The following is a 24926-nucleotide window of genomic DNA, read 5'->3' on the forward strand; positions in this document are numbered from 1 at the left end:
TTATTAAAAATTATGGGTTGATTGTCCAAGACACAAAATATTGTTGTCCAATAAGACCCGCTCCAAAAACTTGGTTGTATTCTTTCCCACCTAAATTTGATGCTCCAACTTTTAAAGTTGATTTTAGTTTGGTAAAGTTATAATTAATTTGAGCATCTATTACAGTAGCAGCGTCAATCATTCCGTCAAAGAAAGTAGATTCCCATTTGTATTTGGTATTGTATCGTCCGCTCACATTAAATCCAAAATTTTTAAATAATTTATCGTTGCTGATAGATACTTTTGCTTTGTGTTTTGGTGTATTGAAACCAGCTTCAAAACTAGGATCTAATGATTGATCAAAATTGAATTGAGCATAATTATAATTGGCACTCAATTCAAAATCTTTAATAATTTTTTTAGACAAACCTACACCAAATCCAATAGATTCTATTTCGATATCCGTATTGGTATAAAGTTGGTAAACTCTAGTGTTTCCATTAGTTAAAGCATGCAAAGATTGTGTGCTTAAATCAGTAGCTGGGTTTCCAGCTGGATTTGGACTATTTACAGCTGTACCATAAAAAGGAGCAACAACAATTAAGTTACCTAAAAAGTTGTTGTAGATATTGTAATAACCATTCAAATCGATATTGATTCCAGCCAATTGTCCTCTGTATCCTAATTCAAATGCTTTAACAGTTTCTGGTTTTACACCTGCCGCATTTGATTTTTTTAGCAAAGCTGCTGCTGCTGCAATATTGGTAGGTGCCAAAGCTGAAAAAGCTTGAACAGATGTTGCCGTATAAGAATTGTTATAAGCATTTAAACCCGTCATGACTACTGTTGCACCTCCAGCAAAATCCTGACCATGATTATTAACGTCATTTGCTACTGGCAAAGTTTCTGTGAAACGGGTTAAGTTGTCAGGAGCAGAACCTACTAATACCGAGCTACCTACGTTGAAACCAATATATTGATCTTGAGTAGATGGGTTTCTAAAACCTGTTTGGAACGATCCTCTAAAGGTATGGTCTTTCTTTTCGCCTGCTGTATATACAGTAGAAATTCTTGGAGAAAAGCTTCCATCAAAATTTTTAGATTTGTCATAACGAACAGAACCTGTTAATTTTAAGCGGTCTTCCATTAATTTTTTTTGTAATTGAGTATAAACTCCATATTCTGAATAATAGATTGGTCCATTGGCATCGGTATAAATTCTACCAAAAGAATTCAATTGATATTCTCTATAAGATCCTCCAACTTGTATTTCAACTGGTTTAAATAAATCTTTGAAATTATAATTGGCATCCGCATGGTATATTCTTGAGTTATCAACAAGTTTTGATCCTGTTAATACATCTGGGTCTGCAATTACTTGATTAAAAGCATTGGTAAAAGCAGTTGTTCCAGGAATCAATCTACCGGTGTCGGCTACGTTTCTTGCAGCAGCATGGGCTTGATCTGGTGTTGCACCGCCTAGAGTGGCTTGAACATAAGCACCCGCATATTGACCAAACCAAGTACGGTCGTCTTTCCATTTTCTGTTTACGTTGATAGCAGTAAACAACATATCATAAGAGCGTCCACCATCTTCTGTTGTAGTGTAACCTCTTACAAAAAAGTTTTTACCTTTTACTTCTATTTTATGTTGTTGCATAAAAAAGCCATTCAAATAATAACGATTTGCTCCTTGATAAACGGTGTTTCCAAATCCAAATTTACTTTGCCAAATGATTTCAACATCATTTGCCCATGGCTTGAAATGCAAAGAGAAATCAATTTTAGCGTTTCGTACTTTGTTATCTGTAATTTCGGTTTCTTTATACCCTGTTCTACTCACGTTATAACTTGGCAATAAATTTACAGCCGATGCAGGCAACAATCCCAAAGCAGCCAATGATTGTCCTACTCCTTTTAAATTTGTAGAAACCTCATCTCCATATACATTAATTCCGTTATAGTTATAATAACTTCTGTCTTTGCCAGAAATATTTCCATCATCATAATTTGTTGCAAACCAATCTGTTCCACTTAAAAAAGTAAAATTGGCTTTTGCAGCAAAATGTTTGGTAAACGCATGTGCTACTCTAACGCCGTAATCATAATATTCGTTTGCACCTGCGGCTTTTTGATACGTTTGACCAAATTTTGCATAAGCTCTAACACCCTGACTGGTAAAAGGGCTTTTGCTGTTCATAAACAAAATTCCATTGAACGCATTGGCACCATACAATGCAGATGAAGCTCCTGGTAATAATTCTACACTTTGCACGTCTATTTCAGATACTCCAATCATATTACCAATAACAAAATTGAGCAATGGCGATGAGTTGTCCATACCATCAACTAATTGCATAAAACGGGTGTTGGCAACAGAGGCAAATCCACGGGTATTGATAGACTTGAATGACATACTACTGGTATTCATTTGTACTTCTTTCAAGTTTTCTAATCCGTCATAAAACGATGGAGAAGCTGTTTTTTTAATGTCACGAATGCTCATTCTTTCGATAGTAACAGGCGACTCTTTTACTTTTTCGGGAGTTCTAGAAGCCGATACTACAATTTCTTCTAGTTTTGTTTCTTCGCTGGTTAATTTTACAGTAACTTTTTGATTGCTACTAGAAACAGCAATTGACTGTTGGTTATACCCAACACTGGTAACAACCAAAGTTAATGGTGGTTTTTTACTGGTTTTTAAAGAAAAATTTCCATCAGCATCGCTAATGGTGCCTGCGGCTTCGCCTGAAACTTTTACATTAGCTCCAGCCACAGGATTGTTGTTACCGTCTGTAACAACTCCAGAAATTGAAGTTTGAGCAAATGAAAAGCTACAAACAAACAATGACAAAATAAATAAATAGACTTTCATTTTTTTGATTTTGATAGTTAAGGAAGCCAAATTACAAAAAAAAAGTTAAATTCATAAAAAAAGCGAGAAAAAATTTCTCGCTCTTCAAAAATATTTTTTTTAATGCTATTCTACCGTAACAGATTTGGCCAAATTTCTTGGTTGATCTACATTGCAACCACGCATTACTGCAATATGATAAGACAACAATTGTAAAGGTATTGTGGTGAGTAATGGCGATAAAGCATCTGACGTTTCTGGTATTTCTATTACATAATCTGCCAATTCTCTTACTTGCACATCGCCTTTGGTTACAATTGCAATAATTTTACCTCGTCTGGATTTGATTTCTTGTATATTGCTTACCACTTTTTCATAATGTCCTAATTTTGGTGCTATAACAATTACTGGCATTTGTTCATCAATTAAAGCAATTGGGCCGTGTTTCATTTCGGCAGCAGGATAGCCTTCTGCGTGTATGTATGAAATTTCTTTTAATTTTAAAGCACCTTCTAATGCTACAGGAAAATTATAACCACGCCCTAGATACAAACAATTTGTTGAGTCTTTGAAAACCGCAGCAATTTCCTTGGCTTTTTCATTAGTGTTTAATGTTTCTGTAACCTTTTCTGGAATCAATTCCAACTCTTGTAAATATCTATGAAAATCTGAATTAGACATTGTTCCTTTTGCTTTTGCTAGTCGCAATGCTATAAGGGTTAAAACGGTGATTTGAGTTGTAAAAGCTTTGGTAGAAGCCACCCCAATTTCTGGTCCAGCGTGGGTATATGCCCCCGCATTGGTTTCTCTGGATATAGACGAGCCTACTACATTACATACACCAAACACAAAAGCCCCTCTTTCTTTTGCTAATTTAATAGCTGCTAATGTATCGGCTGTTTCGCCAGATTGTGAAATTGGTATCACAACATCACCTTTGTTGATTATTGGATTTCTATATCTGAACTCTGATGCGTATTCTACTTCAACAGGTATTCTTGCAAACTCTTCAATAATGTATTCTGCAACCAAACCCGCATGCCAAGAGGTACCACAAGCGATAATTAAAATACGTTCTGCATTTAAAAATTTTTCCAAATTATTTTCAATGCCCGACATTCTAATCAAACCTTTGTCTGCATGCAATCGGCCTCTATAAGTATCTCTAATTACGGCTGGTTGTTCATAAATTTCTTTCAACATAAAGTGGTCGTAACCCCCTTTTTCAATTTGTTCTAAATTCAATTGCAACTCTTGGATATTAGGATTTACGAGAGAATCGTCTTTTATTTTTCTAATTTTCAATGGTTTCTTTAAACGAACAATAGCCATTTCTTCGTCTTCTAAATAAATGGCATTTGACGTATATTCTATAAAAGGTGTGGCATCTGATGCAATAAAATATTCGTTTTCGCCTACACCAATAGCCAATGGGCTACCTAAACGGGCTACAACCATTTCGTCTGGTTTTTTGATATCAAAAACACATATAGCATAAGCACCAACCACTTGATTAAGAGCAATTTGCACTGCTTTTCCAAGTTTTAAATTGTCTTTTTTCTGAATTTCTTCAATTAAATTTACCAATACTTCGGTGTCCGTATCAGAATGAAAATGGTAACCTCTTTTGATCAATTCTTTTTTTAGAGGTTCATAATTTTCGATAATACCATTATGAATGATGGCCAACTGCCCCGAATTGGAAACGTGTGGATGAGAGTTTACATCGTTGGGTACACCATGAGTGGCCCAGCGGGTGTGGCCCATTCCAATATTGCCATTTAAGGTAATAGCGGCCATTGATTTTTCTTCTAAATCGGCTACCTTTCCTTTAGTTTTACATACTTTTAAGTCGGTGCCGTCATACAACATCACGCCAGCACTGTCATAACCTCTGTATTCTAATCGCTTAAGTCCTTTGATTACAATAGGATAAGCTTCTCTATGTCCGATATAACCTACGATTCCACACATAAATTTTAAGTTTTATTCTGGTTTTGTATAATAAATTTGGAGTTTTACTTTTTTGTCTTCGGCTACATTGGTACCTGTACCCCAAAGTACGGTTCCAAGAGGGTTCATTACTGAATTTTTTGGAAAATAGTACAAGCCTCTTTCAGCTGGAGTAGCCACTAACCAACTTGAATAAGCTGGAACGCTCTTTACTTTGTTCATACTCGAATTGGCAATGGCCTGACAAACAGATAGACCTAGTTTTCCAATTGTTTTACTGTTTCGAAGTTGTGCTATAGTGGAGTCGTTTTTTACAATATTTTTAATGTAATTTGTAACTCTGATTTTGTAGCTTAATCCTTTTCCATTAGCATCTTTTTTAATAATTCCGCCATATACAGATTTCGCATAATTGGTTATATTACTTGTAGTGATATCCGAACTATAATCTGCAATAGGTCTTTTGCTATTGACATCATAAAGGTATATTCTGTTTGGTTCTTTATCGGCATTGGCCATATCGGTATGGATATTGAATACCAAGTTGGCCTCGTTAATGAGCCAATGTTTGTTTTTTACATTATTTTGAATTTCGGTCAAAGTGGCATCTGAAATATCTAAATAAGCAACAGCGCCCGAATGTCCTTTTAAAACCAATTTGTCTGAATCGCCATCCAAATAACTGCCTAATGACCCTGTATTTGTTTCATCAAATAAGTTTACCGTATTGCCTGTCAAATTAATGACTATTGATTTATTGAGTTTTGTAGCATCAGTTGTAGAGGTTGCTTCGTGGTAATATGTTGTAATGTTTCCTTTTGCAAAATTCATCAAAGCCATAACTTGGTTGGTGCCTAGTTGTTGTGATTTGAAATACAGCCCTTTAAAAGCTTGCATAAAATTGACATTGTTGGCTAAATTTGTTGTGGAACTTGCTTGAAACAATAGCGAATTAAAAAAAGCTTTGTTCAAATGTAGTCTCATGCCAGGAGCTATATAAGTTGTGGTTGCGGCAGTAGTCCCAACAGCTGCTGTAGTTAATTTGTATTCTTTTTCGCTAAATTGAAATTGAGTATTTTCGTTGGTGTTGGTATCATCATTCAATTTAATACCTTTGTTACTATCAAATATTGGATCTTGATCGGTATAAAAATCTTGTTTTTCTTGCAAATTGGTACTAATGCTTTTTTCGGCCAAGAAATATTTATTTTCATACACTCCTAAATCAATTTTATGTGATTTGTCGCCATAAATAGAATCTAAGGTATAGGTGTGTGAACCGTCTGTATTGGTAACTACGGTACTGTTTACAAAATAAGGGATATACAATACTACGCTATCAATGGCTCTGGAATTGACTATTTCGGTAGTCAAATCGATAGTTGGAGCTACACTTGCAAGTTGTACTTGTGAAACAAAATTAGCAGTTGTTGTACCAAAAACAGTGTTCTTATAAACACCTAAAGCATTGGTTTCTAAATTATTAGAAGCCATAATGCCTGTTTTTCGGGTAGCGGCTTGAATGCTATAAGAAGTTGGTTCAAAGGCATAGTGTCCATCGCCAACTAAATCTGTGCCTGTAGAAGTATAATCTTTATCGCAAGATATTAAAAAGCTTGTAATTGTTAAAAATAATAATGTTTTTAAAAACTTGGTATTCATCATTGTTATATTCATTTTTTTTTCAAAAAACTAATTTATATTTAGTATTTTTGTTGTTTATCTCATGGAAAGGTTGCTATTTGACCTCTGTTTTATAAAAATTTGTATATACATCAGTCATTTTATCTTTCGGGGCGAAAGGTAAGAAAGGTATTTTTGAAGTTTCTATAAATTTTGTTAAACTTGTCGATAAATTATCTGTTCCAATTACTACGGCATCAGAATGTAAAATTGCGGTTTTAAGAATATTTTCGTACGTTGGCAATTCTAATTCGGCTATGCTTTTTTGAGGGATGCCATCAAACATCATTTTTTGTATCAAATTGACATCCAACGTTCCATCAAAAGATTGTGCATATACAGAGGTAACTATTTTAGTATTTCCAAATAATGCTTCGTCTTTATAATAATGTTTCATATATATTGGTAGCAAACTAGCTAACCAGCCATGAACATGAATAATATCGGGTACCCAATTGAGTTTTTTTACGGTTTCGACAACACCTTTTGCAAAAAAAATGGCTCGCTCGTCGTTGTCTGGAAACAAAACTCCTTCTTCGTCTGTAAAAGTAGCTTTTCTTTTAAAATATTCATCGTTATCTATAAAATAGACCTGAATACGCTCTTTTGGTATAGATGCCACTTTGATAATCAAGGGCATATCGGTGTCATTTACCACCAAATTCATCCCCGACAGTCGAATTACTTCGTGCAATTGATGTCGTCTTTCATTAATATTTCCATATCTTGGCATGAAAATTCTGATTTGTCCGCCTTGGTCGTTTACCATTTTTGGAACATCATACGAAGTTATAGAAACTTCATTTTCAGCCAAATACGGAGACACCTCAGATGATACATATAATATCCTCTTATCTTCCATAATTGAATTTGCTTTTATTTTATTGACCATAAAATTCACGGCAAAGTTACAAAAAAAATCTTGTTTTTTGGCATCCTACTTTATTTAGTAATAAATTTGTTTGAATAGGCCAATAAATATGGTGCTTGAAAGGTTATTTAAAAATGATAAAAAGCATCTTCTAAATGTTCTATTTCATAATCTTCGCCGTTTTTGTGTATGGCAACAATGTCAAATCGAACTGTAACATCTAAGTTTTGTGCTATAACATATTCGTTTACTGCCCGAACAAGCAATTGAATTTTTTTGGGTTTTACAAATTCTTGTGGCAATCCAAAGTCTAAACTCGATCTGGTTTTGACTTCTACAACGGCCAAGACATCTTTTTTTTGGGCAATAATATCTATTTCGGCTTTTTGATACGTGTAGTTTGTGGCCTTGATTTGATAGCCTTGTTTTTCTAGATACGAAACGGCCATTGCTTCGCCAGCTTTGCCTAAGTCGTTGTGTGCTGCCATGCTTGTAAGTTGTTTATTTCCAAATACTTTGCTCTAAAATAGATTCCATATTATGTTGCTGAACAAAAATAATCAATCGAATGATGTGGTAAATACCTAATGTATATGCCATAATTACAGCTATTTTTTTGTTATAAAAATAAGTATCAAAATAGGATTTGCCTGTTATTAATTCGGTTGTTAAGGTAACAATTGCTATGATGCAAAACAAGATGGCAAAAGGGCCAAACAAATGGTATTCAAGACTTTGCCAAACATTACCTTGATAAAAACAAACCAACGATTTGGTAATGCCGCAACCTGGACATGGGAACCCCGTAAGCATTTTCAGGGGGCAATAAGATTGTTTGTTGGCCAAGTCGCTACCTTGATTGAGCCACATAATGATATACGGAACCATCAATGTAATGATACATCCAATGATTCCGTAAATTTTTATTTTTTTCTTATATTTAATTGTACAATCTGTTGATATCACCTTGAACAATCATTGCGGCAGCATAAGGAAAGAGAAAGCCTAAAACCAATAATAGTACGCTTTGATCTTTGCTTAGCTCGCCTGTTTTTTCATATACTTTTGGTAAACCTTCTTTGCCAACTACATAATAAAAATAAATGTGGACAGGTGGACAGCAACCCGATAAGATAGCGACAGGTTGCGAAATCACTTCTCTTTGAGCTACTGCATTGATTACTTCGGACACTTTGATGTTCCAATAAATGAGGTACAAACCACATGTTAGGATACTAAATACTAGTACCAAGACAGGATCTACTTTAAATACGGGAATGTTGTTTTGAGGCACATTCCATTTTTCGGGTAATTCGTTTTCCATAGTTTTTTAGATTATTGTTAATTTTTTTGTAAAAATAAATAAAAAATTATTAAATACAATATATAGTCTTAATTTTTTCGACAATTGTTTGGGCTAATTTTTTGTGGCTTTCAAAAGTCCATCCTGCAATGTGAGGGGTTAGCAAAACGTTTGGCGTTTTCAACAAATAGTCGAATGCGTCTGGAATTTGGGATTTATCGTTGTGAAAGAGGGTTTCAAAAGACAATTTTTCGTATTCTAAAACGTCTAACCCCGCTCCTAAAATTTTTTGTTTTTGCAAAGCCTCTACTAAATCATGTGTAACCACATTTTTGCCCCGCGAGGTATTGATAAGCCAAAAAGGTTTTTGAAATTGGTTAATAAAAGTGGTGTTTACCATGCCATTTGTTTGAGGTGTCCACGGGATATGCAAACTCAATACATCTGTTTTTTGTTGAAGCTCTTGCAAGGTTACTTGTTTGGCATATTGGTCGCCTATGTTGTTTTGAATGTCATAACAAAGGGTTTCTACGTCAAAACCTTGTAGTTTTTTGGCAAAAGATTTGCCCATATTGCCATAACCTATAATGCCTACGGTTTTGCCATCTAGTTCGTGTCCTCGATTGGTTTCTCGGTGCCAGTGTCCTGATTTTATTTCAAAATCGGCCCGATTCAAATGATTGAACAAAGACAAAATCATGCCCAGCGTATGCTCGCCAACGGCGTTTCGATTGCCTTCTGGTGCGGCTATTAGTGCTATATTTTTATTTTTGGCATGTTCTATATCGATGCTTTCTAGCCCCGCTCCTACCCTAGCAATAAATTGTAATTGAGTGGCCTTGTCTATAAATGAGGCATCTATTTTGAAGCGACTGCGAATGATGATACCCTGATAATCTGCTATTTTGGATTCTATTGCTGTTTTTGAGGAGGTGTAATCCTGATGGTTATGAAAACCCAAAGCCTCTAGGCTGTCCCAAAGGATAGGGTGATTGCTGTCTAAATGTAATATATTGATGTTTTTCAAAATAAGTCAAATTATAATAGTCCAATACAAATGTAATCAAAAATCAAAAAACACTTAATGATTTATTTAAAAATTATTAACACTGCTATTGATTTTTAAAGGAGTTAATACCAAATATGCAAATAAAATAGCCCAATCGAAGGCCGTTTTGCGTTAGGGATAACTGTGGAAATCATTTTTTGAAGCCCCCCAGCCTCCAAAAGGGGTGTTGTCTTGCACGAATATAGTTTATGAATGTGGTAATCAAAAAAGATTTTTTCACAATATTATATTTCTTTTGGAGTTCAATGAACGTGGTTTGAAACGGATAGTCCGCCCCTTGGGGAACGCCCAAAAGTTGTTTTTTGAAATAGTTGTTTTTTAATAAAATATAGCCTATATTTGTATCAAATTGACAAAATTATAACTTAAATATTCGTTTGAAATAAATATTTAATCAAAGTTAAGTCAGTATTCAATTTACGTAATTTATTCTACCTATATGAAATATTATTATTTTTTAGTACTTTTATTAAGTATTCAAGGGGCTTACTGCCAAAACACCGAGGAGTCCTTTGAACAATTGGTTGAGGCCGAAATGAAATCGGCCGCCAAAAAACAACACATTACGGTTAATACCAATACTGCCAATTATGATATTACGTATCATAAATTAGAATTTACAGTAAATCCTTCTGTTTTGTTTATTTCAGGAAAAGTTACCACTACTTATACAGCACTAACCAGTATGAGCAGCATTACATTTGAGTTGTCTAACGTACTGACTGTGAGCAGCGTTGTTCAAAATGGTACTTCGCTTGGATTTACTCAAAACACCAATAACGAGTTGGTTATAAACTTGGCAACCAGCCAAGCTGCAGGCACTAGTAGAAACATAGAAATCAACTATTCTGGAACGCCAACGACAACAGGTTTTGGTTCTTTTATCAAAAGTACACACGCTGGTACTCCTGTTTTGTGGACATTGTCAGAGCCCTTTGGTGCCATGGAATGGTGGCCTTGCAAACAAGATTTGAACGATAAAATTAACAGTATTGATGTGTATATTACGGCTCCGTCGCAGTATGTGGCTGTTTCAAACGGAGTAGAACCCGAAGCTCCAGTGGTGGTGGGTACCCAAAAAACAACGCATTTTAAACATCAATATCCAATTCCTGCTTATTTGATTGCCATAGCGGTTACCAATTATACTGTAGTCAATCAAACATCTGGTACGGGAGCCAATGCTTTTCCTATTGTTAATTACATTTATCCAGAAGATGTAGCCTCGGTTACACCTCAGCTTGATCAAACCCCATTGATACTGGATTTATTCAAAAATTTATTTGAAATATACCCGTTTCATAACGAAAAATATGGTCATGCCCAATTTGGTTGGGGCGGTGGCATGGAGCATACAACCGTTTCGTTTATGGTAAATTTTGACAGGCAGTTGATAGCCCATGAAATGGCCCACCAATGGTTTGGCGACAAAATAACTTGTGGCACCTGGAAAGATATATGGCTCAACGAAGGGTTTGCTACTTACTTGGCGGCATTAGTATATGAAAATTTTGATGGGCAAGCTGAATTTATTGCCTACAAAAACCAAATTATTGGCAATATTACAGCGGCAAATAATGGTGCTGTATATTTGACCGATGCCGAAGCTACAAATGTAAACAGAATATTTAGCAGTAGATTGTCTTATAACAAAGGAGCTATGGTTTTGGAAATGTTGCGTTGGAAATTGGGCGATGTTGTTTTTTTTCAGGCCATGAAAAATTATTTGGCAGACAGCAATTTGGCTTACAATTATGCCGTTACTGCTGATTTTAAGGCTCATTTAGAAGCTGTTTATGGCAGTAGTTTGACCGAATTTTTTAATGATTGGATTGTAGGACAAGGCTTTCCAAAATACAACATTGTGGGTCAGGTCGTGAGCAACTCGCAAATGCAATTTACCGTAAATCAAACCAGCTCGCATACAAGTGTGCCTTTTTTTGAAATGCCATTGCCAATAAGGGTTTATGGTGCCAATGGTGAAACCCAAGATTTGGTGCTAGACCACACAACAAACGGCCAAATATTTACAAAAAATGTTAATTTTCCTGTAATAGCTTTTGATTTTGATCCAGACCGCCATCTTATTTCCAAAAACAATGTAACTACACTTGCCAATTCAAGTTTTGATATTTCAAACCACATTTCGATATATCCAAACCCAGCAAATGAGGTGCTCAACCTTAAAATGCCCGATAGTTTTAGGTTAGAAAAAATAAAAATATTCAACGCTCTAGGGCAAAATATCATGGAAAGTACAAGTCCAAAAATAAACCTGAGCGGGGTGAGTTCTGGGGTGTATCATATAGAAATTATAGGTTTTGGAGGTGTTTTTCATAAAAATTTCATAAAAAAATAATCCTTTCAATGATATTGTGTAGATAATAAATTGAAAACCTTATTTTTGCACATTAAAATTAAAAAAAACAATCTCATAATGATACAATTAGGACAAATCCTTTTTATACTTTCGGTTTTAGTGATACTTCACGAATTTGGGCACTATATAGCGGCCAAAATGTTTAAAGTAAGAGTAGAAAAATTTTACTTGTTTATGGATCCGTACTTTTCGCTATTTAAGAAAAAAATTGGCGAAACAGAATGGGGCATTGGGTGGTTGCCGATGGGTGGCTATGTAAAATTATCTGGCATGATAGACGAAAGTATGGACATGGAGCAAATGAAGCAAGAGCCACAGCCATGGGAATTTAGATCGAAACCAGCCTGGCAACGCTTAATTATCATGCTTGGTGGTATCATAGTAAATATATTGTTGGCTTGGCTAATTTATACTGTTTTGTATGTTAGCGTGGGGCAAAAATATATTTCTACCGAGGCATATCAAAAAAATGGACTAACATTTAGCGAAGTGGGCTTGAAAGCAGGATTTAAAAACGGAGATCAAATAAAATCTGTTGATGGTGTGTATCAACCAAGGTTTAACAGAATGCAAATTGACTTACTTTTAGGAGATAAAATAATTGTTGAAAGACAAGGTGTAGAAAAAACAATTGTACTAACGGATGAAAACAAGCGAGATATACTGTCTAAAGAAGGAGCTGATTTTATGCGTTTTAGAACCACATCAGCCGTAATAGATACCGTTTTTTCCAATTCTGAAGCACAAAAAGCAGGACTTCAAAAAAATGATAAAATTTTGGCATTAAATGGTAAAACATTTCAATATTTTGACGAATTGCAACATGAAATTTTAAAAATTAAAAATGATAGTTTGGTTTTAAAAATTGAACGCAACAAACAAATTATAGACATAAGAGCTAAAACAAATGCCAAAGGCAATTTAGGATTTAAAAATCATGTTAGCGAACTAGAAAGCTTTAAAATAACGAAGCATTTAACAATTGCAGAAGCATTTCCAATGGCCGTAAAAGAGTCTTGGGAACAAATCAAGTATAATGTAAAACAATTTAAATTGATATTTAGACCCAAAACAGAAGCCTACAAACACGTAAAAAGCCCCATAGGCATTGCTAGAATGTTGCCAGACGAATGGGACTGGGAGTTTGTATGGGGATTTACAGCCATGTTTTCTGTTGGGTTGGCATTTATGAATATACTTCCAATACCTGGATTAGATGGAGGCCATGCCCTATTTACAATAGCCGAAATGATTACGGGCAAAACTTTGAACGAAAAAACTATGGGCGTTGTACAAACCATTGGAATGGTTATCTTATTGAGTTTGATGGCATTAACATTTGGTAAGGATATATACCAATGGATTATGGAAAAATTTATATAATTTTTTTAAAAAAACATTTGGAAATGTGGTTTTATGTTGTATCTTTGCACCGCAATAAATGTGAAACACATCGCAAATTCCTCCTTAGCTCAGTTGGTTAGAGCATCTGACTGTTAATCAGAGGGTCCTTGGTTCGAGCCCAAGAGGGGGAGCAAAAAATCCTAATCAGAAATGGTTAGGATTTTTTTTGTTTAAGATTTTAAATACCTACGCTAAAATCTAAAGCAGTATTATACCAAATATACATATAAAATAGTCCAATCTACTTGTTCTTTTTTACTAAAATCATTCATGAAAAATAGTTCCGTAGCCCTGCTATGCAACGATTTTTTTTAAATTTTTTCTAAAAAACAACTACGCATCTTTGGACTATTTTATAAATATATTTGGTATTAATTTAAACGTAAAGTTAAGTGAAATGTTTTGATTTCTTTAAGTGATTGAAAATTAAATAATTAATAAAAAGGCTGTACAAAAATACAGCCTCCATTTAATCATTAAACTTGCTTATAATCGCTATGCCAAACGGCGTCTTCGGGGCCATCACCTTTGTGACCGTCTAATTGAATTACAAAACTTTTTGCTGGAAAATAAGGAGTGATATGAATATCAAGTAAAATTCTATCTTTTTGAGTTTTATCTTGTTCTATTTTCATCACTGTGAATTTTTCTATCAAATTAGTTGGGCCTTTAATGCCATCTAAAAATTTAATAATCTGACTTCTCAAATCGGCTTCGGTTCTGGTGGTCCAGTTTTCAAAAGCTCTACGGTTTAAGAAATCGAATAATACTTTTGTAATATGATCAAAGACTCTTACCACAGAATAGGTTTGCAATCCTAAATTATCTCCATTGAATAATGTTTTTGCAGAGAATGCCATGATTTTGCTATACTCATTCACCATTGGCACCAGTCCCATTTTTTCTAATTCGGAAATTTCACTCTTTTTAAGATCAAAACGCACGCTTTCTACTTCGTTTAATCCTCCAAATTTTTTACCAGCTACCACTTGCGACATCAAAGTTTTGTATAATTTTCCAGCCAAAGCTGTAGAGGGCGGTACATATAAATGTTCATCTTCTTCCACTTCATCTACTCGGTTTCTACCTAATAAATAGTTACAAGTCATAATCGTATTGGATTTATAAACATCGCCACCCGTATGATTGGCGTTAAAGAAAATGTCAATTACATCATCTGGAGTTTCCAAATCTTGAAAATCGGTTAATAATACGGCTTTGTTTTCATGGGCAATTTTCGACCATTTATCCAAAATAGCATTGGAACCCAAATATCCTGGAATTGAAAGAATAGAATAGTTTTTTCTTAAATCCAATCGGTCAAAATTTTGCTTCAATTCATTCGATATATAATCAAAAAACAAGGTATTGTCTAAGTCTTTCAATTGGGAAAGATCTGCATTTACAATAGTTACATTTTTAATTTTATCGCTTTCGGTATTTTTATAAAAAAGTGCCACACTTCTATAAGACGTTTCTAATTCTTTTGTGGTTTCTAAGGCATACTTTAGGTTGGTATTCAATGTTTTTTTGGCTAATTCGGCTTTTTTATTGGCCGATGCAATCATCGATTCTATAGAATCACTATTTTTTAATAAAGTGATCCACAAATCCAGTTTGTTTAGCAAATTGTTTCGTTCGCCTTCCCATTGTAGATCATTCAAAAAAATGTTTTTTCTAGCTTTTCTGTTAGGGCTCATGTTGGATAATCCGTCGATTACATTTTCTAAAAATGCAAATCCACCATATTCATCTAATAAGTGAGTGTTGCTAATAATTGGGTTGTCAATCAATTGATTTTCAATTACTTCTTGTGTTTTTTGTTCTTTGTTTGGAGTTGCCATAATTAATTTTGTGCTTTTTGTTTGGACGAATTGATTTCATTTTTTGCAATTTCGAGCATTTCAATAATCGCTTGCTTTACCGCAGGATCTTGAATGGCTTTGATTAAACCTCTATTGCTCGATAATTGTTTTACAATTTTATAGGCTTGCTCATTTTCGGTACTTAATTTGCTCAAAAACGGGCTGTTTTCTTTGATTGATTTGGCTCCAAAATCGCCTAAATTTTTAAAGGTCATCGATTCTTTTAAATTTGAACCATCTTCTTTAGTAAATTCGAGTGCTACATTGGGTTTAAATTTTTCAAAAACTTCTTCAACTGTTTTCAAATCATAAACTGCTTCTGGAGCAACAGGCTGTTCGTTTGTAAGCTTTTGAACAAGTAGGGTTCTATTTGATGGAATGTCAGCAATAGCTTCGTTTGCATCCACTTTTACTTCGTTTCCTCCAATCCCATAATTAAACATACTCATAATATTTGTGTTTTAGTGTTAATATTAAGTAAAATTAAACAAATTATTTGTAATAAAAAAATTTTTTTTTATTTTTTTTATTGTTAGTTTTGTTATTTTGGAATACATTTGGTTTTAATTATTAATGAATACATATAATATAATATAATATGAAATATATAAAATACCCTATATCATTCGACTCTTTATTGAAAGGGGTAAATAAAATTCAATGTGAAATTCAGGAGTCTATCGCTTACAATATTATGTTAATTGTAACCACATCATTTGGCGAAATTCCAGAGATGCCCAATTTTGGATCCATTATTTGGGATTTAGAGTTTGATCAACACATCAATAGAAGAACATGGGAAGAAACGGTGAAAAACTCATTGTTTGATTCTATTTCAAAAAACGAACACCGTTTAAATCTTACAAGTGTGGTAATCACTTTGGATGAAGTAGAAGATAATGAATTGAAAAACAGTATTAGAAGAAAAGCCAATATAATAGTAAAAGGAATCATCAAAAATAGTTTGATTCCTTTTAATTTTCATACAAAATTAAATATCAGTCCCATTTCGCAATAAATTAGGAACAAATGAAAGACAAAAAATTTATCCAAATAAAAAACAGAATTCACAAACAGTGTTTAGAATTATGGGGAATTGACGATTTAGAAATGGCCGATCCATTGATTATGATGTTGCTGGATGTCATTATTTATGAAGTATATTACCTCAATCAAGAAGTTATTGATTCCGATGCTAAAATTATTGAGCGTGTTGCTCAGCAAGTAACGCCAAATAGCTGGAGTTTGCCTATGCCAGCCCATGCCCTTGTGAGTACTATTACGAATAACGGCATTACTATTATTAATGAAGAAACCGAATTTTCTGTTAAAAATAATTTGAATCACAATACTAGTACTGCCATTTATTTTACGCCTTTTACAGAAGAAAAAATTATTGAAGGTTCGGTTAAATTTCAGTATTACGACAATTATTTGTTGTATAATAATGCTGTTGAAGTTTTAAAAAATAAAATTTCAGACTATAAAGTTTGGATAGGAATTGATTGTGCTGAGGCTATTTTAACAGATTTAGAAACGCTGAAAATCACTTTTCTTACCAATAATTCATCGCTCGACCATCTATTAAAATTGGTTGAAATTAGAGATGTTAACGGTACTATAGTAGAAAAAACGAACGAAAATTTCAGCGAAGTAGCAGACAACAAACATTATACAGAAAGTATAAAAACACATTACAGCAATTATATTTATAAGCTAATCTTACAACCAGAAAATTTGGTTTATAAAAACATTTTAGAGCAATTTTCCATCCAAAAAGAAGACATCAAATGTGGTGAAGCCCAACTGAAAGTCGTTTGGCTAGAGCTTACTTTTCCTGAAGTTTTTACCAAAGAAGAATTGGACAAAATAACCATTGCCATTAACACTTTTCCAGCCATCAACAGAAAACAAAACCAAATTACCCACCATTTAAGTAAAGATGGGCGCTTGTTTTCTATGAAAGGCACTAGCGAATCTCACTTTTTAGATGTTCATACTATTACTGATGAAAAAAACAATGCTTTTATAGACAGTATAAAATTTCCAATAGATGCCACTCAAAACAATACCTATACCTTGTTTCATGGCGGATTAGAAAACTATGACCCTCGAAATGCTAAATTCTTCCTTAAAAAATTAGCCCGAGTGTTACGAGAAGATGTCAGTGCTTTTTCGAGTATCAATGCCGATTATATAGACTCAACCATGGCACGAATTAGCGAAGAAATAAACGCTATTGAACTTAAAATTAACATCAGCTTTAGTGATATTAACAACAAAGACGATGTGTTTGCACTAATCAATACTACCGAAAAAGTAAATACGTTATACTGTTCCTACTGGACATCGGAAGGCGAACTGGCCAATGGTTTTAAAAAAGGCACCATTTTAAAACAAGCTGTTGTGTCCGAATTAGTGTCTGAAAAAACCATTCTTCAAACCACTTCAATGGGTGGCATATTCCGAACTGATAAAGCCGAAAAACTCATCAATATGCGGTATGGTTTTTTAACCAAAGAACGTCTTGTTACCACTCAAGACATCAAAGCAGCCATACAATTTTATTTGAGAAACACCACCAAAGAAATCACTATTAAAGACGGGGTGGGAATAAGCTCAACCAAGAAAAAAGGACTTTTTAGAACCATTGATGTTGCCATAACCTTAGAAAACGAAAACCAACTGGAAACCAACAGCAAACAAAAAATGGAACGCTTTCTAAAAGAAACATTGGAAGAACAATCGGTTATGAATATTCCTTATCAAATTACAATCAACTAAAACCATGAACGAATTAAATTATAGTCCCAGTTTAGTAGCTGCCATCAAATCGGCAAAATCATTAGCCATACAAGATGGTCAAAGTACTTATGGTGTGTCCCATCTTGCCCTAGCTTTATTATATGCACCAACAGGTTTGGTCGAGGTACTTCGTAGTCTTTCTAAAGATATTGAATACATCAAAGAATGGTTTGATGTGCGAAGAGAAGTTTATACCTCAAACCCGTCTAATGATAACATTATCATAGCCGACGAAGAAGTGGAAAAAATATTCAACGAAGCCAATTTTAATAAAATTAGATTAGGCTCGGATTATATAGATGCTTTTTCGGTATTTATTGCCATTACAAAACCAGGTTTGGTATATAGCGACCAACAAATTGATGGACTAAACTTGAGTGAAAAAGAACTTTTAAAACATTTTGGACTGCGAAATAATCAAAAAACAGTAACGCTTTTAAACGATTTAAGTGATGGCGATGAGGTAAAGGAAACCATCGAAATTCCGTTTTGCGAATCCATATATAAAGAAAGTATCATTCAGGAAGGAAAGACCATTATTGGTCGAAATAAAGAAGTTCGTCTTTTATTGGAAAATATTGAACGATATGAAAATCAAGGGGTTTTATTGGTGGGTGAATCGGGTGTTGGAAAAACCAGCATCATCAAAAATTGGATTGCCTATTTGCACGAAACCGATGTGAATTTTTTTGAAGAAACCATGGTGTTGTCTTTAAATACTTCAAAATTAATGGCAAATTGTGCCAATGAAAACGAAATTTCAAAAAAACTAATCGAAATTTTTGAACGCATTACCAAAATAGGACAAAGCATCCTTTTTATAGATGATATTCAGGTGATTTTAAATGCAAATAACTCCAAATCGAATGCGGTAATTTCTATTTTGAACACCCAACTTACGGAAGGAAGCATTAATATTATTGCTACTATTGATGCCGATTCGTATCGAAAATTGATTGAAGGCACCCGCATCAGTAGTAAACTCGAAACCATAATGGTAGAAGAGTTAGAACATTCACTTTTGTTGGAATGTTTAAATCTATACAAACAAAAATTAGAAAAACATTATAAAATTGAAATTCTCGACGAAGTAATTTCTGAAGCTATTGGTCTTTCCAAACGTTTTTATAAAGAGAAAAAATTGCCTTACGGAGCCATTGATTTAATGGACAGAACAGCTTCGGCAGTAACAGTTTCCAACAATAATTCATTGGCTGAAATTATAAAATTAAAAGAAGATATTGCCGATTGTGATGCCAAAGATGAAAGCAAAATCAATCTTTTAAACAAAGAAATTTACAACCGAATTAGCAGTGTGGTTTTGGGCAAAATAGACGCCGTTGAAAGCAAAAAGAAGGATAAGAAAGCAGTAATTACACATCAAGACCTTGAAAAATTAGCAAACGATATTGAAGAAATTGCCAAAGAAAAATTTGTAAAAATTTCCAAACAAGAAATCATGGCAGTGGTTTCAAATGCAACAGGGATTCCGCTTGGAAAAATCAATTCGGGCGAAAAAGAAAAACTGCTCACCATTGAAGACAAATTGCAAGAACGAGTAAAAGGACAAGCCCACGCCATCAAAACCTTATCGGAAGCCATCATCGAATCGCGAAGTGGATTGAGCAACCCGAAGCAACCCATCGGCTCTTTTTTCTTTTTGGGACCAACTGGAACAGGAAAAACAGAATTAACCAAATCATTAGCAGAATTACTGTTTGACGATGAAAATGCAATGATTCGTTTTGATATGTCCGAGTTCAAAGAAGAACATTCGGCAGCACTTTTATATGGAGCTCCTCCAGGCTATGTAGGCTATGAAGAAGGTGGAATGTTGGTCAATAAAATCCGTCAAAAACCGTATTCTGTGGTGCTTTTTGATGAAATTGAAAAAGCCCATTCTTCGGTTTATGATGTGTTTTTACAAATCATGGACGAAGGAAAAATTCATGATAAATTAGGGCGAGAAGGTGATTTTTCCAATGCAATTATCATTTTTACCTCAAATATCGGTAGCCAATGGATTCAGGAGCAGATAGAAAACGGTCATTTGCCCACATCCAACCAATTAATTGACATTATGAGTAACGATTTTCGTCCAGAATTTTTAGGTCGTTTAACCGAAGTTGTACCCTTTGCTCCAATCAATATCGAAGTAGCAAAATCAATTTTCAAGTTGCATTTAAGTCGTTTGCAAGAACAATTAATTGCCATAAAAAACATCTCCTTTGAATTGTCTGATGATGCCTTGGAATATTTAACCAACAAAGGATTTTCAAAAAAATACGGTGCTCGCCCCATTGCTGGAGTAATTCGAACGTATTTAAAGAAAACCATTTCAAAATTGATTGTTTCTGAAGCCATTTTAGAAAACGAATCGATTGTTTTGGATATAAAAAATGATGAATTTATTTGGGAAAAGAAGTAAAAATTTGTTTTATGAGCATTATTAAACCCTTTGTAAAATATTCTTTAAAAGAAGGTGACACAGTAGAAAGTGTTGCCAAACAATTTGATGTTAGCGTTAATCGGCTAATCATCATGCACGACATTTGTGTAGAAATGCACGATAAAATAAAAAGCCCAGAAAATGGTTTTCCAAAACATTTGACGGAAATATTTATTACTTCAGAAACTTTAGAAGATTACACAAAAAAACAGTTAATGTTAAGGCATCGTACCCCTAAAATAATATTTTATAGACCCACAAATAAAAAATTAGAATATGGAGTTCAATTTACAATAATTGATAATGATGCAGTTTCAATATTAAAATTTCAAACGAGTATCCAGTATATAGAACGAACAGAAGATAAGTTGAATTTTATATTAGCAATAGACAGAACATCAACAACTTATTTTAATGACGAAGATGCTTCAATTATTGCCGATGAATTGGCTGTATTAACTGCATCGGTTCTTTATCCGCTACAAATTATTGCAACGGGATATGGTCAATTTATTGGATTAAACAATTATAAAGATATTTTAAAACGATGGGAAATTGTTAAAGAAAAGATTCTTAAAATTTATGAAGGCGAATGGATAAACAACTATATCACTTTAAACGAAAGCACGCTTGCAGATGAAAATTTACTGTTTCAATCACTACAAAAAGATTGGTTTTTGGCAGCTTATTTTAATGCTATTTACACGGATCATACTAATGAATACGCTATAGAAAGAGCTATTCATTTTCCTGTAATTGCTCAAATAAGTCCATTGCAGTTTACCGTAAATCAAACTCTGAACGAATATCTTGATGACAATGGCAATGTAGTAATTGAACAAAGAGGAACATTATCAGACGATAGAAACAAAGAAGATTTAGAAAATAATTTGAATGAAGCTATTTATGGTTTGATGCATCCAGAAGATAAAAAAGCAAATGGAACTTTTATTTCCAAATATTTTTTAAACCCAACAAATAATTTAATTGATACTTTATTTATTGCCTCTTCAATTGAATTAGATAAACCACAAAAAATTGAAATTGTGATTTCAAAAATTGATAATAATTAACAATTATGAGCGAGAAAAGTATAGTAGTACAAGGTGCCAAGCTAAAATGCAAGTTTAGCGAAGACCCTAGCAAAACCGATGTGTTGAAGGTAAAAACCCATTCAAAACATTATGCCAATGACAAAGAGGGTAGGGATAAATTGATTGCCACAACCAAAGACATTGGGCAAACTATGGAAGCCAACACCTTTGGTAAATGCAAAAAACAGCCCCTACCCTTTGGGCAATACAAACCCTGCCAAGCGGTAATTACAGAATGGAAGGATTTTTATGAAAAAGTAACGCTATCCAACCAAGGGAAAATTCTGTTGGAAGACAGCAAAGCCACTTGCCCCATTGGCGGACCCGATTGTATTGAGGTAGATTTTCATGGGCAAAAAACCGAAGCTTCCAGTCAAAATGCCAAAAATGCCAACCCACAAGTACAAGCACAACTCAACCCTATGGTAAACCTAAAAGATATGGAAGAACAGCCGAAGCATGAAGGAATAGAAGACAGTTCAAACAGTAGTAACTAATTTAAGAAATATGGCAAAAGGAGTAAAAAAAATAAAATGGGTACCAAGAGAAAATGATGCAAAAGTTTTCCCAAAACTTTCTATAGCTAATAAATTATTGGCAATAGAACCCGACAAATTTGCTTGGTTTGAAGTAAGCGAGTGGGAAGATGGCACTACCCAGCAAGACAAAAGGAAAGACATTACTTGGATACGGCAAGACAAAAGTAATTATATCATAGGGCAAAAAACATTGCCCAGCGATAATTTTTATGGAGTAAGGTTAACCAAAAAACTCAGTGGGCCTTATACCTACTACCTAGAAGCCAGCTCCACTGGAAAACCTGATGCTACAAAAAATAGAGGTTTGAAATATAGAGGGCATTGCCCCGAAAAAATTGTTAAATGCGGTTGGAGTAAAACCAAAGGCAATACCGATTTGACCAATCAAAATGATAATAATCATGGATTAGCTTATGGTGAAGCAGTGTATTTGCACATGGAGACCGAAGGGTTAAACGGGGCAAAACTTATCGTAGAGGTTTGGAACGAAATGTTTAAAGGCGATTATAAAATACGAGAAATATATGATGCTGAAGTATTAGACGGCGAGGTCAACCTCAAGATCCCCAATACCCATCTTTGGAGGTCAGATATTAGTATGTTGCAAGAAAACGAAGAATTTTATGTAAAAGTAAAAACCCCCTCTGGCAGGTATATTACCGATGGCAATAAAGAAACCGAATTTGACAAATATCTCAATATTAAAAACAAAATAGTAACGCCAAAATTTGAAGTGCCAAGCAACCAAACTCCTCTAAAGATTGGCGAAAGTGGAAAAAATCATGAACGCTACGAACCTTGTAAGTTTGATGCCATACAAATAAAAGATACAGATGCAGAGAAAAAACCTGTTACCGTAACCGTTTTTGAGGGAGGGAAAAGCAACGGGAAAGCCCTTGAAAAAGTGAGACATCCTGCAGAAAAAGTAACCAAATCAATACTTTTTGAGTTTGATTCAGCTGTAATAAGTACGGAAGGTCAAAAAGTATTAAATAATGTTTTACAATTTTTGTTAGAGAACCAATATTCCGATTTGCATCTTAGCGGCTATGCCTGTGTAATAGGCAAAGAGGCATATAACCAGCCATTATCCGAGAGACGCGCCAATGCGGTAAAAAAGGTTCTGGCTGATGGCAAGTTAGACCCAAGCCGCATCCTCGCAAAAGGTTATGGCGAAGCCTATCATAAAGACGGAGTTACAACCCCAAAAGCAAACGATAACAAAACTGGTGCAGACAACATAAAACACAAAACCAAAACAGAAAATGTTAATGCTCGCCGCGTTGATGTTTCATTTACATTTTATGGTCATGATGCCAATACAATGGTTTATGAAACCATAGCACCATCCGTTACGACCAAGAAAGAGTTAGAAATAGAAATCATAGGATTTGATACCAAAAAGTGTTTTCAAGAAAAGATAAAACAACACAAACAGCTAACCCGTGTTATAGACATTGGCCAAATAGAAAATGATGGTAATGATGTAGTTCAAAAATTTGAAGCTGCAAAGTTTTCAGTTAAAGTATATTCCGACTTATCTGCTTTCAATTTGTTTCCGTTACAATACATTTGGCCAGCAAGTACCACGCCTAATAAGGTTTATATACATACACACTCTTGCCGTTGGTACTCCAACCCAAGTAATGCCACAGTGTTGATAAAGGTTTATCCTGATATTAAGTGGGAGTTGGCTCTTGAGTTTATTATTAACGCTTCAAACTATAAGGCAGCCAATATGCCTGCTGGATCTACTTTTCAAAAGCATAATGAAAAAGCTAGAGAAGTGGGGTATAAGCGATGGCAGATGAATGAAACAGGTAAAGTACCTATTTCGATAGGTATTGGTTTATCTGCCGAATGGAATGACGGAAAAACAAAAAGAAGTTTTACAAATGAATTTGAAGATAGAATAAAAATAGTTGCAAAAGTAATTTCTGGTGCTATAAATATATTACAAGAAGCTATAAATTACGTTCAAAGTGCTGCTAAGACAACTGCAATTCCTGTGGGGTTCGATATAAGATACCCAAAATTTACAGTAGTTGGAAAATGGTATTTAGGCAGAATAAACAACTTACCTACCTTAAATACAGTTGGTGAAGTTGGTTTTGGCTTTAAACCTTTAATAGGGGCAGAAGTCGTAATTGATATTATTGGACTTGCAATTGCAGCTAGTTCATACGCAACAACTGGCAACCCTGCGGCTGCTAGAATAATAGGACAATGGAGAAACAGTTAAGACAAATTAGGAGCTTCGGTAACCTTTACAGCTACTTTTTATGGAGAGTTAGAACTAATAGTCGATGCACTTAAAATAGATGCACTTAATGGGATTGATATGCAAGGAAAATCAACCATAGGAGGCAAAATGGGAGTTACAATTAAATTTGAGATGGAGGGAGAACTAGGCAAATCAAAAAATAAAGTTAAAAAACCTATTTTAAAATTTAAAGCAGCTCTAAAAGCAGATGCATATTTTGGAGGTGATTTTATTTTTGATTCGGATAAGAAGGGATTATTTATAAAGCCTGTATTAAAGTTTTCAGGTGTAATGCTAATTGGAGAAATTGAGGGTGAAATAGGCTGGTGGAAATCTAATTTTAAAATTGAAGAGAAAATTATTGAAGAAAGCATAAAAGAATTAGGCCAAACATATTTTTAATATTAAACAAAAA

General features: G+C 34.2%; 19 protein-coding genes and 1 tRNA gene. 10 read left to right on the forward strand and 10 right to left on the reverse strand.

Going from position 1 to position 24926, the window contains the following annotated elements:
- Positions 1 to 10 precede the first annotated feature (10 nt).
- The 8 genes from FBFL15_RS14040 to FBFL15_RS14075 all read right to left on the reverse strand — a co-directional run bounded on the left by FBFL15_RS14040 (position 11) and on the right by FBFL15_RS14075 (position 9670).
- Complete coding sequence (locus FBFL15_RS14040) at positions 11 to 2854, reverse strand: TonB-dependent receptor (protein WP_014085209.1); 2844 nt, start codon at positions 2852 to 2854, stop codon at positions 11 to 13.
- Between the two features lie 105 nt (positions 2855 to 2959).
- On the reverse strand, positions 2960 to 4807 hold the full coding sequence (gene glmS, locus FBFL15_RS14045) for a glutamine--fructose-6-phosphate transaminase (isomerizing) (RefSeq protein ID WP_014085210.1): 1848 nt from the start codon (positions 4805 to 4807) through the stop codon (positions 2960 to 2962).
- 12 nt (positions 4808 to 4819) lie between these two features.
- Complete coding sequence (locus FBFL15_RS14050) at positions 4820 to 6463, reverse strand: BamH family beta-barrel-assembly machinery protein (RefSeq protein ID WP_083839267.1); 1644 nt, start codon at positions 6461 to 6463, stop codon at positions 4820 to 4822.
- A 61-nt stretch (positions 6464 to 6524) separates the two neighbouring features.
- A complete protein-coding gene (locus FBFL15_RS14055; protein ID WP_014085212.1) occupies positions 6525 to 7331 on the reverse strand; it encodes a glycogen/starch synthase in 807 nt (268 codons plus the stop codon).
- A gap of 137 nt (positions 7332 to 7468) precedes the next feature.
- Positions 7469 to 7828 carry a YraN family protein gene (locus FBFL15_RS14060; protein ID WP_014085213.1) on the reverse strand — a complete coding sequence of 120 codons (360 nt, stop codon included), beginning with the start codon at positions 7826 to 7828 and terminating at the stop codon, positions 7469 to 7471.
- A gap of 13 nt (positions 7829 to 7841) precedes the next feature.
- Positions 7842 to 8306, reverse strand: a complete 465-nt coding sequence (locus FBFL15_RS14065; RefSeq protein WP_044032325.1) for a DUF2752 domain-containing protein — start codon at positions 8304 to 8306, stop codon at positions 7842 to 7844.
- The gene (locus tag FBFL15_RS14070) at positions 8281 to 8664 is read right to left on the reverse strand and encodes a DUF4234 domain-containing protein (RefSeq protein ID WP_014085215.1); all 384 of its coding nucleotides are present in this window, start codon (positions 8662 to 8664) and stop codon (positions 8281 to 8283) included. The genes FBFL15_RS14065 and FBFL15_RS14070 overlap by 26 nt, the downstream gene beginning before the upstream one ends.
- A gap of 49 nt (positions 8665 to 8713) precedes the next feature.
- Entirely contained in the window at positions 8714 to 9670 is a 957-nt protein-coding gene (locus FBFL15_RS14075) for a 2-hydroxyacid dehydrogenase (protein WP_014085216.1), read from the reverse strand.
- Positions 9671 to 10151: 481 nt separating this feature from the next.
- Between FBFL15_RS14075 and FBFL15_RS14080 the strand changes: the two genes are divergently transcribed.
- The 3 genes from FBFL15_RS14080 (at position 10152) to FBFL15_RS14090 (ending at position 13627) form a co-directional block, all read left to right on the forward strand.
- Positions 10152 to 12071 (forward strand): M1 family metallopeptidase, encoded by a 1920-nt coding sequence (locus FBFL15_RS14080; RefSeq protein ID WP_014085217.1) that lies wholly within the window; start codon positions 10152 to 10154, stop codon positions 12069 to 12071.
- Between the two features lie 78 nt (positions 12072 to 12149).
- Entirely contained in the window at positions 12150 to 13475 is a 1326-nt protein-coding gene (rseP, locus tag FBFL15_RS14085) for an RIP metalloprotease RseP (protein ID WP_014085218.1), read from the forward strand.
- Positions 13476 to 13553: 78 nt separating this feature from the next.
- Positions 13554 to 13627: transfer RNA gene (locus tag FBFL15_RS14090), tRNA-Asn, on the forward strand.
- A 345-nt stretch (positions 13628 to 13972) separates the two neighbouring features.
- On the opposite strand, the gene FBFL15_RS14095 is transcribed toward FBFL15_RS14090, so the two are convergent.
- Positions 13973 to 15340: a DUF5458 family protein gene (locus tag FBFL15_RS14095; RefSeq protein WP_014085219.1), complete on the reverse strand. Its 1368-nt coding sequence runs from the start codon at positions 15338 to 15340 to the stop codon at positions 13973 to 13975.
- Positions 15341 to 15342: 2 nt separating this feature from the next.
- Positions 15343 to 15810, reverse strand: a complete 468-nt coding sequence (locus FBFL15_RS14100) for a type VI secretion system contractile sheath small subunit (protein WP_014085220.1) — start codon at positions 15808 to 15810, stop codon at positions 15343 to 15345.
- Between the two features lie 149 nt (positions 15811 to 15959).
- Here FBFL15_RS14100 and FBFL15_RS14105 point away from each other — a divergent pair, with 149 nt between their 5' ends.
- The 7 genes from FBFL15_RS14105 (at position 15960) to FBFL15_RS14135 (ending at position 24913) form a co-directional block, all read left to right on the forward strand.
- Positions 15960 to 16379 carry a GPW/gp25 family protein gene (locus FBFL15_RS14105; protein WP_014085221.1) on the forward strand — a complete coding sequence of 140 codons (420 nt, stop codon included), beginning with the start codon at positions 15960 to 15962 and terminating at the stop codon, positions 16377 to 16379.
- An 11-nt stretch (positions 16380 to 16390) separates the two neighbouring features.
- Positions 16391 to 18145: a type VI secretion system baseplate subunit TssF gene (locus FBFL15_RS14110; protein ID WP_014085222.1), complete on the forward strand. Its 1755-nt coding sequence runs from the start codon at positions 16391 to 16393 to the stop codon at positions 18143 to 18145.
- A gap of 4 nt (positions 18146 to 18149) precedes the next feature.
- Complete coding sequence (locus FBFL15_RS14115; protein ID WP_014085223.1) at positions 18150 to 20594, forward strand: AAA family ATPase; 2445 nt, start codon at positions 18150 to 18152, stop codon at positions 20592 to 20594.
- Positions 20595 to 20605: 11 nt separating this feature from the next.
- Positions 20606 to 21688 (forward strand): hypothetical protein, encoded by a 1083-nt coding sequence (locus FBFL15_RS14120; protein WP_014085224.1) that lies wholly within the window; start codon positions 20606 to 20608, stop codon positions 21686 to 21688.
- A gap of 5 nt (positions 21689 to 21693) precedes the next feature.
- The gene (locus tag FBFL15_RS14125) at positions 21694 to 22206 is read left to right on the forward strand and encodes a DUF4280 domain-containing protein (RefSeq protein ID WP_014085225.1); all 513 of its coding nucleotides are present in this window, start codon (positions 21694 to 21696) and stop codon (positions 22204 to 22206) included.
- Positions 22207 to 22216: 10 nt separating this feature from the next.
- A complete protein-coding gene (locus FBFL15_RS14130; RefSeq protein ID WP_044032327.1) occupies positions 22217 to 24490 on the forward strand; it encodes an OmpA family protein in 2274 nt (757 codons plus the stop codon).
- Between the two features lie 99 nt (positions 24491 to 24589).
- Complete coding sequence (locus FBFL15_RS14135) at positions 24590 to 24913, forward strand: hypothetical protein (RefSeq protein ID WP_044032328.1); 324 nt, start codon at positions 24590 to 24592, stop codon at positions 24911 to 24913.
- The last annotated feature ends 13 nt before the right edge of the window (positions 24914 to 24926 follow it).

The organism is Flavobacterium branchiophilum FL-15, assembly GCF_000253275.1.
Taxonomy (GTDB): domain Bacteria; phylum Bacteroidota; class Bacteroidia; order Flavobacteriales; family Flavobacteriaceae; genus Flavobacterium; species Flavobacterium branchiophilum.